The sequence below is a fragment of the Streptomyces sp. Ru73 genome (assembly GCF_002920575.1).
Taxonomy (GTDB): Bacteria; Actinomycetota; Actinomycetes; order Streptomycetales; family Streptomycetaceae; genus Streptomyces.
Genome location: NZ_PQSQ01000046.1, coordinates 1 through 13241, shown reverse-complemented (window position 1 = coordinate 13241; position 13241 = coordinate 1). Strand labels below are relative to the sequence as shown.

General features: G+C 73.5%; 10 protein-coding genes. 5 read left to right on the top strand and 5 right to left on the bottom strand.

Annotation, left to right across the window (positions count from 1 at the left end; all coding sequences use genetic code 11):
• Window positions 1-235: 235 nt before the first annotated feature.
• Window positions 236-2590, top strand: coding sequence for a LuxR C-terminal-related transcriptional regulator (locus tag C3486_RS20210; RefSeq protein WP_103834142.1), 2355 nt, complete (start codon window positions 236-238; stop codon window positions 2588-2590).
• Here the strand turns inward: C3486_RS20210 and C3486_RS20205 are convergent.
• From C3486_RS20205 to C3486_RS20195, 3 genes are all read right to left on the bottom strand, one after another.
• Entirely contained in the window at window positions 2529-3815 is a 1287-nt protein-coding gene (locus C3486_RS20205) for an MFS transporter (protein ID WP_103834141.1), read from the bottom strand. The two genes, C3486_RS20210 and C3486_RS20205, sit on opposite strands and share 62 nt — an antisense overlap.
• A gap of 44 nt (window positions 3816-3859) precedes the next feature.
• Window positions 3860-5299, bottom strand: coding sequence for a CitMHS family transporter (locus tag C3486_RS20200; RefSeq protein WP_103834140.1), 1440 nt, complete (start codon window positions 5297-5299; stop codon window positions 3860-3862).
• Window positions 5300-5462: 163 nt separating this feature from the next.
• Window positions 5463-6068, bottom strand: coding sequence for a TetR/AcrR family transcriptional regulator (locus C3486_RS20195; RefSeq protein WP_103834139.1), 606 nt, complete (start codon window positions 6066-6068; stop codon window positions 5463-5465).
• 138 nt (window positions 6069-6206) lie between these two features.
• On the opposite strand from C3486_RS20195, the gene hmgA reads away from it, so the two are divergent.
• From hmgA to C3486_RS20180, 3 genes are all read left to right on the top strand, one after another.
• On the top strand, window positions 6207-7562 hold the full coding sequence (gene hmgA, locus C3486_RS20190) for a homogentisate 1,2-dioxygenase (protein ID WP_103834138.1): 1356 nt from the start codon (window positions 6207-6209) through the stop codon (window positions 7560-7562).
• Window positions 7563-7580: 18 nt separating this feature from the next.
• Window positions 7581-8330 (top strand): GntR family transcriptional regulator, encoded by a 750-nt coding sequence (locus tag C3486_RS20185; protein WP_103834137.1) that lies wholly within the window; start codon window positions 7581-7583, stop codon window positions 8328-8330.
• Between the two features lie 85 nt (window positions 8331-8415).
• A complete protein-coding gene (locus C3486_RS20180; RefSeq protein ID WP_103834136.1) occupies window positions 8416-9624 on the top strand; it encodes a type ISP restriction/modification enzyme in 1209 nt (402 codons plus the stop codon).
• 21 nt (window positions 9625-9645) lie between these two features.
• Here C3486_RS20180 and C3486_RS20175 read toward each other — a convergent pair whose 3' ends face one another.
• Together C3486_RS20175 and C3486_RS20170 are read right to left on the bottom strand one after the other, a co-directional pair.
• Window positions 9646-11382, bottom strand: coding sequence for an amidohydrolase (locus tag C3486_RS20175; RefSeq protein WP_258052886.1), 1737 nt, complete (start codon window positions 11380-11382; stop codon window positions 9646-9648).
• A gap of 337 nt (window positions 11383-11719) precedes the next feature.
• Window positions 11720-11980, bottom strand: a complete 261-nt coding sequence (locus tag C3486_RS20170) for a hypothetical protein (RefSeq protein WP_052867513.1) — start codon at window positions 11978-11980, stop codon at window positions 11720-11722.
• Between the two features lie 344 nt (window positions 11981-12324).
• On the opposite strand from C3486_RS20170, the gene C3486_RS20165 reads away from it, so the two are divergent.
• The coding region (locus C3486_RS20165) for a serine/threonine-protein kinase (RefSeq protein ID WP_146075020.1) at window positions 12325-13241 on the top strand (917 nt) is incomplete at its 3' end.

Below are 13241 nucleotides of genomic sequence, written 5' to 3'. Positions count from 1 at the left end.
CGCTAAGCGGGCGCTCATACGCCGCGCGTACAAACTATCGCCGCTAGTTTGCGGGGCGCCACCCTGCCGGGGATCTCCCCTCGACGGATTTCGGGCGACGGGTGCCGCAGTGTCCCACTACCACGTCTCGGACGGGTGACACTCGGCGGAAGGGACGCATGCCCGGCGTGCCCTCGCTACCGTGCGCGCCATCCGGCACCATTCACGAGTTCCGAGGTACGGGGTGGCGACGCGCATGGCCGAGGACACCGAACACCGGCGCGGCGGCGAGCTGCCCGCCGAGACGACCAGCTTCATCGGCAGGAAGCGGGAGATCGCGCAGATCGCCGAGGTGCTCGACCGCTTCCGCCTGGTCACCCTCACCGGCCCCGGCGGGGTCGGCAAGACCCGTACGGCGGTGCGCGCGGCACATCAGCTGCGCGACCGGTCCCCGGACGGGGTCCATCTCGTACCGCTCTCCGCGCTCGCCGAACCCGAGCTGCTGCCCAACACCGTGGCGGCCGCGCTCGACCTGCCCGAGCAGGCAGCGCGGCCCGCCATGGAAGTCCTCACCGCCTACCTGGCGGACAAGAAGGCCCTGATCATCCTCGACACCTGCGAGCATCTGATCGACGCGTGCGCGCTGCTCGCCGACGAGCTGCTGTGCGCCGCACCGGACGTGCGGCTGATCGCGACCAGCCGGCAGCCGCTGGACATCGCGGGCGAGCACATCCTGCCCATTCCCCCGCTGTCGGTGGAGGACGACCCGGACCCGGCGGCCCGGTGCGGCCGGCCCGGCCCGCGTTCCGACGCGCTGCAGCTCTTCGCGGACCGGACCGCGGCGGCCGTGCCCGGATTCACCCTCACCGACGACAACCTCGCCGACGCCACGTCCCTGTGCCGCCGCCTGGACGGCATCCCGCTCGCCATCGAGCTGGCCGTCTCCCGGCTGCGCGCCCTGTCCCTGGAGGAGATCCTCGGCCGGCTCGACCGCCGCTTCCTGCTGCTCACCGGCGGCCGCCGCACCACCGTGCCCCGTCATCAGACGCTGCGGACCACCATCGGCTGGAGCCACGATCTGTCCACCCCCCAGGAGCGGGTGCTGTGGGCCCGGCTCTCCGTCTTCGCCGGGGAGTTCAGCCTGGAGGCGGCGGAAGGGGTGTGCGCCGACGACGGCGTCCTCCCCGCCGAGGAGGTCCTCGACGCGCTCTTCGGGCTGGTGGAGAAGTCCGTCGTGCTGCGCGTGGAGACCGAGGTGGGCACCCGGTACCGGATGCTCGACACGATCCGGGAGTTCGGCCGGGACCAGCTCGCCGCGGGAGCGGAGGAGGCGGGCCTACGGCGGCGCCACGCGGCCTACTTCCTCGACCGCGCCGAGGAGTTCGACGCCGCGTGGACCGGCGACACCCAGCTCTCGTGGGTACGCAGGTTCCGCTACGACCAGGCCAACCTGCGGGTCGCGCTGGAGACGTGCACCGGCACCCCGGGCCTGGCGTACGACGGCCTGTGTCTCGCGACCCGGCTGTGGGGCTACTGGCAGTGCACCGGGCTGTACACCGAGGGCCGCTACTGGCTGCGCCGCGCCCTCGACGTCAGCCGCGAACCGACCCCCGAACGCGTCAAGGCGCTCTGGCTCACCAGCTGGTACCTGGACGTCCAGGGCGAGCGGGGCGACAACTGGGCGCTGCTCGACGAGGCCGAGGAGATCGCCGCCCGCGCCGGCGACGCCCGCGGCCTCGCCTGGACGCTCGCCTACCGGCACCACGCCCACTACTTCCGCGGCACCGTCGAGGGCGTCGCCGAGGGGTACGAGGACGCCCGCCGGCGCATGGCCGAGGCAGGCGACGAGGTGGCCCTGCTGATCACCGCCTTCCAGTTCGCCTTCGCCCACTTCCTGGCCGGGGGCATCGGCGAGGGCATCGCCCTGTGCGACGAGTCCCTGCGCCGCAACGCCGCCCATCCGCAGGAGCACTGGTCGCGCAGCTGGGCGCTGTGGGTCAAGAGCGTCGGCCTGTGGCTGAAGGGCGAGTCCGCGCAGAGCATCGAGTGCTGCCGCGAGGGCATCCGCTCCAAGGCCGCCCTGCGCGACACGATGGGCATCGCGCACTTTCTGGAGGGCTTCGCCTGGTACGCCGCCGAGCAGGGCCACTTCGAGCGGGTGGGCGCCCTCCAGGGCGCCGCCGACGCGCTGTGGCGCAAGGCCGCGAAGGAGGCCCGGTTCGCCATCCCCGTACTGCACGAACTGCACGACAACGCGGCCGCTCTGGCCCGCGAGGCACTGGGCGCCGACGCGTTCCACCGGGCGTTCACCGAGGGCGGCTCGCTGACGCTGGCCGAGGCGGTGGAGCTGGCGCTGGACGAGGACTTCACGAAGATGCCGGAGCTGCCGGTCCGGGCGGGCGGCCCGGCCGATGAACTCACCCCCCGCGAGCGTCAGGTCGCGGCGCTGGTCACCCGGGGCCTCACCAACCGGGAGATCGCCGAGAAGCTCGTCGTCTCCAAGCGGACCGTCGACTCGCACATCGAGCACATCCTCGCCAAGCTCGGCTTCAGCTCCCGCGCGCAGATCGCCGCTCTGCAGGACGGCGCTTCGGGGCCTCGGCAGCAGTAGCGGCCGCCCGGCGGGATGCGCCTCCGCGCCGCGCCCCGCCGGCCTCCCGCGGCGACCGCAGGGCGACCGCGGCCGAGCCCACCAGGAGCACGCCGAGCAGTACGAACGGCGCGGCGGCGCCCGCCACCCCGGCGGCGAGGCCGGCTCCCGCGGGCGCCGCGACCTGGCCGAGCCGGTTGCCGGTCAGGCGGAGCGCGAGCGCGGTGGAGCGCGCGTCGTCGGGTGCCGCCTGGACGACGGTGGTCATCGACAGCGGCTGGCCTACGCCGAGGCAGAAGCCGAGCACGGCCAGCACGAGGGCCAGCGCCCAGACCGGCAGCGGTGCCGCGATGGCGGCGCACAGCACCGCGGCCGCCGCGCAGGTGAGGGTGAGCAGGGCGGTACGGCCGAGGAGCCGCAGCATCGGCGTCATCACCAGCCGGCAGGCGATGGTCGCCGCGGCCCGCAGGCTCAGCAGCAGGCCGATGGTGGCGGGCGCGATGTGGTGGGCCTCGCCGACGACCGGGAGGTAGGCGGTGAGGATGTCGGTGGCGGAGAGCACCGAGAGGCTGATGAAGATGCCGGCGGTGACACCGCGCGTACGCAGGATGCCGAGCACGGGCACTCGGCCGCCGTCGCCGCGCGGCGTGCCGCCCTGGCCCACCGCGTCCCGGCGCTCCAGCCGCCACAGGGCCGTCCAGGCGCAGGCCGCCGCCGCCGCGGAGACCAGCAGGGCCGTGGCGCTGGTCCGGGCCATGGCGCCGTCGTGCTCGGAGATCAGCGCCCCCGCGCCGGCCGGGCCGAGCAGCTGGCCGAGGGAGGCGCCGATGGTGAAGTGGCCGAAGTTGCGGTCGCGTTCGTCGGGGGCGCTGCGCCGGGCCACGATGGACTGGGCGCCGATCACGAAGCAGAGGTGGCCGAGGCCCATGACCCCGCTCCAGGCGGCCATCGCGGGCAGCGAGGACGCCAGGCCGCTCAGTGCGCAGCCGCCGGTGATCAGTGCGACGCCGACGGCCAGCAGCGGGGTGCAGCGGCCGTGGTCGGTGCGCCGGCCGAGCGGGACGGCGACGAGCAGCGGCAGCAGCGCGTACACGCCGGTGATGACGCCGACCGCGGTCTCGTCGGCGCCCAGCGCGAGCGCCCGGTAGGAGACAGCGGGCCGTGCCATGCTCACCGCCGCCTGGGCGAAGGAGAAGGTGAGCACGAGGCGCAGCAGCCAGCCCCTGCCGGGCGTCGGAGCGTTCATGGGTCAGCGGTTTCCGTTCGGGTGCCGTTCCGTCGGGGACTGCCTCAGATGATTCCGTACAGCAGGCCGGCGCCGAGCACGACCAGCGAGGTGAGCGCGGCCCATTTCACCGTGAACTTGGTGTGGTCGGCGAACTCGACCTTGGCCATGCCGACCAGGACGTACACGGCCGGGACCAGCGGGCTGGACATGTGCAGGGCCTGGCCGACGAGGGAGGCACGGGCGATCTCCAGTGCGCCCACCCCGTGCGAGGCGCCGGCCTCGGCGAGGATCGGGACGATGCCGAAGTAGAAGCCGTCGTTGGACATGAAGTAGGTCAGCGGGATGCTGAGGATGCCGGTGACCAGGCCCATGTGCGGGCCGAGCGCGTCGGGGACGTTGCCGACCAGCCAGCGGGCCATGTGCTCGACCATGCCGGTGCCGGTGAGCACGCCGGTGAAGACGGCGGCGGCGAAGACCATGCCGGAGACGTTGAGGACGTTCTCGGCGTGCGCGGCGATGCGCTCCTTCTGCTCCTTCATGTGCGGGAAGTTCACGGTGAGCGCGATGGCGGCACCCAGCAGGAAGAGCACCGGGATGTCCATCACCTGCATGATCAGCAGGGTGAGCAGCGCGACGGTGAGGGCGGCGTTGAACCAGTACAGCTTGGGGCGCAGGGTGGCGCGGTGCGGGTCCAGGCCCTGGAACTCCTCCTCGTCCGCCGGGCCGTGGCCGGTGCCGGCGCTTCCGGCGGAGCCGCCGGCGGGCAGGGCGCGACCGGTGCTGCCGCCACGGGTGCCGGCACCGGCGCCGACCAGGACGGTCTCCTGCTCGGTGACCTCGGCGTCCTCGGTGACGGCCTTGGCGGTGCCGGGCTCGCCGAGGGTGAGGGTGCCCAGCCGCTTGCGCTCGCGGCGGCCCAGGACGTAGGCGAGGGCGAAGACGGCGAGCAGGCCGGTGGCCAGCGCGGGGATCATCGGGACGAAGATGTCGCCGGCGTCCAGCTTCAGCGCGGTGGCGGCGCGGGCGGTGGGGCCGCCCCAGGGCAGGGTGTTCATGACGCCGTTGGCGGTGGCGGCGACGCCGGTCATCACCACGAGGCTCATCTTCAGCCGCTTGTAGAGCGGGTACAGCGCGGAGACGGTGATCATGAAGGTGGTGGAGCCGTCGCCGTCGAGCGAGACGATCGCGGCGAGCAGGGCCGTGCCGACGACGATGCGCACGGGATCGGCCTTGCAGAACTTGAGGATGCCCCGCACGATCGGGTCGAAGAGCCCGACGTCGATCATCACGCCGAAATAGATGATCGCGAACATCAGCATCGCGGCGGTCGGCGCCAGGTCGCCGATGCCCTTGATGACGTAGTCGCCGAGCTGCGCGCCCTGCCCGACCAGGACGCAGAACAGCGCCGGGATGAGCACGAGCGCCGCCAGCGGCGACACCTTCTTCATCATGATCAGCACCAAGAAGGTGGCAATCATGACGAATCCGAGGATGGTCAGCATTGGGGGTACCTCACGTTCGCCCTTGAACACCTGCCAGGGGGGTGGCGGTCGAGGCGACGTTAGGGGCGGCCAACTTTTGTTAACAAGACCTTGACGCGCGAGCAATACGAGCAAAACCCCAGGTCAATACGGGGAGACGGGTCGGCGGCCGGGTGCCGGGGGCTCAGTCCAGCACCCGCCCGAGGTATGCCCGCAGCAGTTCCTTGGTCTCCGCGACGATCTCCGGGTCACCGTCGGGCGCCACCCGGAACGCGAGCTGGACCAGCGCGTCCGCCGCCTCCACGCCCACCAGGAACACGGTCCGCAGCCGCGGGTCCGCCGGGTCCAGGCCGAGCGGCCCGGCGAGCAGCGCCAGCAGCCGGTCGGCCACGCGGTGGTTCGCCTCGCGCGTCGCCCGCGGCGCCGGCACGGTGAACTCCACCAGCGCGAAGCCGGGCACCGACCGCTTCATCGCGAGGTACTCGTCGACCACCACGTCCATGGCGTACCGCCAGTCCAGCCGGTCGCCGGCCGCCGCGAGCCCGGCGGTGACCCGGTCCGCGTACCCGTCGAGGTTGCGGAGCGCCAGCGCCTCGGCCATCGCCCGCTTGTTGGGGAAGAAGCGGTAGACGGAGCCGATGGGCACGTCGGCGCGGGCCGCCACCGCGCGGGTGCTCAGGTCCTCGTACCCCTGCTCGTCGAGGACTTCGGCGCAGGCGTCGAGGATGCGGGTCAGACGCTCGGCGCTGCGGCGCTGGACCGGGGCGCGGCGGAGGGACGGGGTATCCACGTACCCATCCTGCACTCCGGCCGGATTCCGGCGGCGGGCGGCGCGTCGTACCGGGCTTGCCGTTGACGGCCCCGGCCGCCAATCCTAAGGTCTTGCACAGGATTCCCTGAGGTTGTCCCTGAGCGGCGGGAGCACGCGATGACAGGCACGGTCGGAGAGCAGGCGAGGAAGACGGCGCAGGGACTGGCCCACTCCCCCGGCTTCGGCAACGAACACTCCTCCGAGGCCGTGCCCGGCGCCCTGCCCGTCGGCCGCAACTCCCCCCAGCGCGCCCCGCTCGGCCTCTACGCCGAGCAGCTGAGCGGCACCGCTTTCACCGAACCGCGCGCCCACAACCGCCGGTCCTGGCTCTACCGCATCCGCCCCTCGGCCGCGCACCCGCCCTTCGTGCGCATGGACAACGGCGGCGTACGGGCAGCACCGTTCACCGCCACCGAGCCGGACCCCAACCGGCTCCGCTGGAACCCGCTCCCCGAGCCCCCGGCCGGCACCGACTTCGTGGCCGGGCTGTGGACGCTCGGCGGCAACGGCGACGTGACCCAGCGCACCGGCATGGCCGTGCACCTGTATCACGCCAACTCCTCCATGGAACGGCGGGTGTTCAGCAGCGCCGACGGCGAGCTGCTGATCGTCCCGGAGCGCGGCGGGCTGCTGCTGCGCACCGAGTTCGGGCTGCTCGCCGCCGAGCCGGGGCACGTGGCGCTGATCCCGCGCGGCGTGCGCTTCCGCGTCGAGCTGCTGGACGACAGTGCCCGCGGTTACGTCTGCGAGAACTACGGCCGTCCCTTCCAGCTCCCCGACCTCGGGCCGATCGGCGCCAACGGGCTGGCCAACCCACGGGACTTCCTCGCGCCCGTCGCCGCGTACGAGGACGCCGACGAACCCTGCGAGGTGATCAACAAGTACTGCGGCAACCTCTGGTCGGCCGCCTACGACCACTCCCCGCTCGACGTCGTCGCCTGGCACGGCAATTACACCCCGTACGTCTACGACCTGCGCCGCTTCAACGTCATCGGCTCGATCTCGTACGACCACCCGGACCCGTCGATCTTCACGGTGCTCACCTCGCCGTCCGACACCCCGGGCCTCGCGGGCGTGGACTTCGTGGTCTTCGCGCCGCGCTGGCTGGTCGGTGAGGACACCTTCCGGCCGCCCTATTTCCACCGCAACGTGATGAGCGAGTACATGGGGCTCATCGAGGGCGCGTACGACGCGAAGGCCGAGGGCTTCGTCCCCGGCGGCGGCTCGCTGCACAACATGATGTCCGCGCACGGCCCGGACCGCGCCACGTTCGACAAGGCCAGCTCCGCCGAGCTGAAGCCGCAGAAGGTGGACGACGGGCTGGCGTTCATGTTCGAGACCCGCTGGCCGGTGCTGCTCACCGAACAGGCCCGTACCGCCGACCACCTGCAGAGCGGCTACGACGACGTGTGGCAGGGTCTGGAACGCCACTGGCAGTCCGGGGGATCATCCTCCGGACAGCGCCGCCCATAGACGCCGTGGGGACACTCCGTGACGACCTTCGCGCCCGACTCGCTCGCCCTGAACCGCAAGCTGCCGCTGTGGTACCAGGTCTCGCAGTCGCTGCGGGCCTCCATACTGGGCCGCCGGCCCGACGCGCCGCTGCGGCTGCCCACTGAGGACGCGCTCGCCGCGCACTACGGGGTGAGCGTGCTGACCATGCGGCAGGCCCTGAAGGAGCTGGAGGCCGAGGGGCTGATCAGCCGGCACCGGCGGCGCGGCACGTTCATCGAGCCGGACGCGCGGCGCGGAGCCCCCGTCCGGCTGCTGGGCTCGGTGGACGCCATCGTCGCCCAGCAGTCCGGCATGGTCACCAAGGTGCTGGAGCACGGCACGGGGCCGGTGCCGCCGGACCTCGCCGAGCACTTCCCCGGCGTCGCCCGGGCCGGCGTCTTCCGGCGGCTGCGCAGCGACGAACGGACCGGCGAGCCCACCAACCACGCCGTCAACTACGTCCGGCCCGACCTCGCGGCCCGCATCGACCCGGCCGAGCTGGAGCACCGCCCGATGACGAAGGTGCTGCGGGACTCGGTGGGCGTGGCCATCAGCCGGATCACCGACACCGTCGAGGCGCGGCTCGCGGAGCCGGAGACGGCACGGCTGCTGGACGTACCGCTGCTCAGCCCGATCCTGCACTACACCGGCATCACCTACGACGAGGCGGGCAGGGTGATCGACGTCGCGCGCATCCACTACCGGGGCGACCGCTTCTCGTTCACCGTCACCCTGGACGCGGACTGAGGGGCCGCCCGGGCGGCCCGGCGCGCGGTGCCGGGAGCGTGGTTACGATGCCCGGGTCATCCGAACCGTCCGGGAGGGTTGCCGCGTGACGGCGAAGCAGGACGTGCCCCTGCTGTCCGACCTGATGCCGTGGTCCGTCGCCGCGCCGCGGCTCGGCCGGGCCTGGATCATGGCGCCGGACGCCGGGTCGCTGCGGGCGCGCTGGGACGCGCTGCTGGGGGCCGACGGACCGGCCGAGCGCGAGCGGCTGTTCCGCCCGTCCCGGGCCCGCACCCTGCACACCGCCGTCGGCCAGCTGCCGGGACAGGCCACGGCACCCGGCCGGCTGGCCCGCCTGGTGCGCGGCGAGGCGCCCTGCCCGGAGCCGGTGCGGGTCCGGCACGGCACGTACGACCAGCAGTGGCTGCTCCCCGACCACCGGCTGATCGACGCGGCACGCCCCGAGCTGTGGCGGGTCGCCGACGCGCGGCAGCTCTTCGCCGTCGAACAGCCCCGCGTCCCGCAGGACACCGGCCCCGCGCTCGCCGTCTCGGCCGTGCTGCCGGTCGGCCGCCAGGGCCGCGTACGCCCCCTCTACCGCCGCCCGGCCGGTGCCGAACCGAACCTCGCCCCCGGCCTCCTGGACCACCTCGCCGACCGCCTCGGCCGGCCGGTCACCGCCGAGGACGCCTTCGGCTACCTGGCCGCCACCGCCCGGCACGACGCCGGCGGCCTCGCCGTCCCGCTCACCACCGACCCGGAGCTGTGGACGCGCGGGGTGGCGCTGGGGCGCGAGCTGATCCGGCTGCACACCCGGGGCGCGCACACCGGTGAGCGCCCCCGGCTGCCCGGCGGCCGCCGCCCCTACGTACGGGCCGCGCTGCCCGCCCGCGGCCTGCCGGCCGAGCTCGCGTACGACCCGGACGAGGAGGCGCTGCTGATCGGCGAGGGGCGCATCTCGCCGGTGCCGGCGGCGGCCTGGGACGCGCACGCGGGCGGCGTCCGGGTGCTGGAGGCGTGGTACGAGCGGCGGACCGGCGCCGTCGAGCCGGGCACGCTGGAGGCGGTGCGCCCCGCCGGCTGGCCGCAGGAGTGGACCACCGACCTGCTGGAGCTGATCACGGTACTGGCGCTGCTCGGCGAGGCCGGGGCCGAGCAGGAGCGGCTGACGGCCGCGGTCGGCGACGCGCCGCCGGTCACCGCCGGAGAGCTGACCGCGGCGGGCGTCCTGCCGGCGCCCGCCGCCGCCCGCCGCCCGGCCTCCGTCCTGGACCACCAGGAGGAGGGCCCGGACGGCCAGTTCGCGCTGCTCTGACCGCCGGCCGCGCTCAGCGGCTCACTTCTGCGGCGCGAGATCAGGCCCCAGCGAGCTGAACCTCTCCTGGCTGACCACGCGCTTCGGCGGCCAGGTGATGTTCGGCGGGGGCCAGGACTGGCCGGTCTTCTCCAGGAACCAGGCGGGCGGCTCGTACATGGGCGGCTCGTAGCCGTCCGGGAGGGCGGTCTTCCAGCGCACGCCCTTGGTGCGCTCGGCGAACTCGTCCTTGACCGCCTTCAGCCGCGCCGGCTGGGTGATCAGATCGACGGCGGTCGCGGCCAGGTACTTCGCCGCCGCGAGCACGGCCGCGTGCCCCGGGGCCGCGGCGGCGCAGGCGGCCGTCGACCAGGTGTGCATCTTGGTGCCGATGGGCGCGAGGGCCGCGCCCATGGAGACGGTGGGGACGTTCCAGCTGATGTCGGCGACGTCGGTGGAGCCGCCGCCCATGAAGACCGGGTTGGGCGGGGTGAGTTCGCCGATCTCGTCGTGCATCCCCTTCTCGGGCAGGCCGAGCGACTTCTGCAGGTCCTTGGCGAGCCGCTGGGCCTCGTCGGTGAACTCCGGCGGGCCGATCCGCCGCATGTTGTCGTGCATCAGCTCGGCGAAGGACCGGGACGGCAGCTGGTTCCAGCAGGCCGAGGTGATCTTGTGCCGGACGGTGGTCCGGCTGGCCTTGGCGGCCGCCTCGGACACCTCGATCACCTTGTCGAGCAGCACCTGGACCCGCTCCGGGCTGCCCTCGCGCACGTAGTACGAGATCTCGGCGATCTCCGGGGTGACGTTCGGTATGTCACCGCCGTTGTTGATCACCCAGTGCAGCCGCCCCGACGGCGCGAGGTTCTCCTCCCGCAGGAACTCCGACATCGTCGCCATCATCACCGCGGCGTCCAGCGCGCTCTTGTTGCCCAGCGGGGTGCCGCCGTGGCCCGCGACGCCGAGGAAGGTGAAGGTGACCGCGGTCATCGCGGTGGTCGAGCCCCAGCCGGTGGCGTTGGAGGTGGAGGGGTGCCAGTCCAGGAAGGCGTCCAGCCCGTCGTACACGCCCTTGCTCACCGCGTACGTCTTGCCGATCAGCTGCTCCTCGGCGGTGGAGCCGAAGAACTTCACGGTCACGTCCAGGCCGTGCGCCTCGGCCGCCTTGGCGACGGCCGCTGCCGCCGCCGCGGCCGCGGTGCCCAGGGCGCTGTGGCCGCAGCCGTGGCCGGGCCCGTACCCGGGCGCGAACGGGTCGTGGACGTACTCCAGCGGGTCGTGGTGGCCCACGCCCTTGCGCTGCGACAGCCCCGGCAGCGCGTCGTACTCGCCGCTGAAGCCGAGCACCGGGCCGCCCTTGCCGTGCCGGAAGGTGGCGGTGAAGGCGGTCGGGAAGCCGGCCGTGCCGAACTCCACGTCGAAGCCGGCGGCCTTGAGGAAGTCGGCCTCGGCGAGCGAGGACTTCCACTCGCGCAGCGACAGCTCGGCGTTCTCCCAGATCTCGTCGTCCAGACCGGTGATCCTCGACCGCTCCCGGTCGATCCAGGCCAGCGCGGCGGCCTTGGCCGGGGTGTCCTTGGCCAGTCCCTCGGGCGCTTTGTAGCCGTCCGGATCCGCGGTGTCGGCAGCGGCGGCCATCGCGGGGTCCGCCGCCGCGCTCATCGCGGCGGTGCTCACCCCCGCGGCGCCCAGCAGCTGGACGATCCTGCGTCTGCTGAGCCCGTTGGGGGCCGCAGCCCCCGCGTCGTGCTTGTGCTCGTGGTCATCGTGCAGATCACACACAGGCGCCTCCCGCGGCAGGATGGTTGTACGGGGCAAGCGACTGCACCCTGGCGCGGAATGATCGACACGTCAACAGCGCGGTACGGCATCACCGGTACGGATGAAGCCGGGTCGCCGGTGCCCCGTTGGGCCGTCCGGGTGACCCGGAAACGCCGAACGCGTCCGCCCCGCTCACCGGACATGCCGGGAGCGGGGCGGACGCGCAGGGCTGTGACGCTGTGGTGCTGCGGCCGGGCCGTGCGGTGGCCGGCGGCCCGCGGAACGGGGCCGGATCAGCGGCGGGGAGCTGACGGGGCGCACAGGGGGCGCACCGGAGCACCGCTCGGCACGGCTCGGCTCAGCCGTGACCGCCGAAGAGCGACCGGCGCAGCCGGCGCAGCGGCGCGAAGAGCGACACCCGCGCGCCGCGGTTCTTCCGCGTCCGTGCGTGATCACGCTTGGTGATCTCCTGCATCAGCGACGTGGCGCCTTCGGTCTCGCGCTGCGGTATCGCCGGCCCGCCGAGCACCGCGAGATGGCGGTCCAGGCGGGCGCTGGACGCGCCGCCGCACGTGATGGCAGGCACTCGCGGCCTGCTGCGTACTGCAATCTGTTCCATGACACTCCCCACCCGTACGAGGGCACCCGGCCCGGGCAGGGTAACCCTATCTCTCCCGCACGACCTTCGCGCAGCCCGGTATCCATATTCACCTGCCCCGCAAGGGCGTTGACCAACACCATACGGAACGTCCGTGCGCTGCACCTACTTCGGACGGCACGGCGGGCGTACGGGAGCACGTACCGGCCCCGAGCGTGCGCCCCCCATGACGGAGCGTCACCACCGCGGCGGCCCGGACGCGCCCGGACCGCTTCCGGATTGCCGCCGAGGGGGCGGCAAGGCCGCCCGGGAGGGGTACGTTTGGTGCACATCGCTCCATTTGCGGAGTCGAGGGGGCTCGTGCCATGGACGCAGGTACGGGGAACGGACGGACGCTGGCGGGCCGCTACCGCCTGCTGGCCGAACTGGGCCGGGGCGGCATGGGCGTCGTCTGGCGGGCCCGGGACGAGCTGCTGAACCGGGAGGTGGCGGTCAAAGAAGTCCGGGCGCCCAGCGAACTGCCCGCGCGCGAGGAGCGGTTGCTCTACGCCCGGCTGGAGCGGGAGGCCGGCGCCGCGGCCCGGATCGCGCACCGCAACGTCGTGACCGTCTTCGACGTGGTCACCGAGGACGGCCGCCCGTGGATCGTGATGGAGCTGGTCCGCGGCCTCTCGCTCGCCGACACCCTGGAGGCCGCCGGGCCGCTGCCGCCCCGGCGCGCCGCGGCGGTGGGCGCGGAGGTGCTGGCCGCGCTGCGGGTGGCGCACGCGGCGGGCGTGCTGCACCGCGACGTGAAGCCGGGCAACGTCCTGCTGGCGGACGACGGGCGGGTGGTGCTCACGGACTTCGGGATCGCCGCCGTCGAGGGCAGCGCCGCGCTGACGCTGACCGGCGAGCTGATCGGTTCGCCGGAGTTCACCGCGCCCGAGCGGGCGCTCGGCCGGACGCCGGGCCCGGAGTCGGACCTGTGGTCCCTGGGCGTCACGCTGTACGCGGCGGTGGAGGGCCGGTCGCCGTTCCACCGGGACACCGCGCTGAGCACGCTGCGCTCGGTGGTCGACGAGGAGGTGCCGCCGCCGCGCCTGGCGGGACCGCTGGCGCCGGTACTGGCCGGGCTGCTGCGCAAGGAACCGGCGGAGCGGCTGTCGGCGGCCGGCGCAGCGGAGCTGCTGGCCGCGGTGGCGGGCGGCGGCCAGCCGACGACGGTGACGACCGTTCCGCCGCGGGCCCCGTACTCGCCGACGATCGCCTCGCCCGGTGCCGGGCGAGGCGGCGGCGGAGG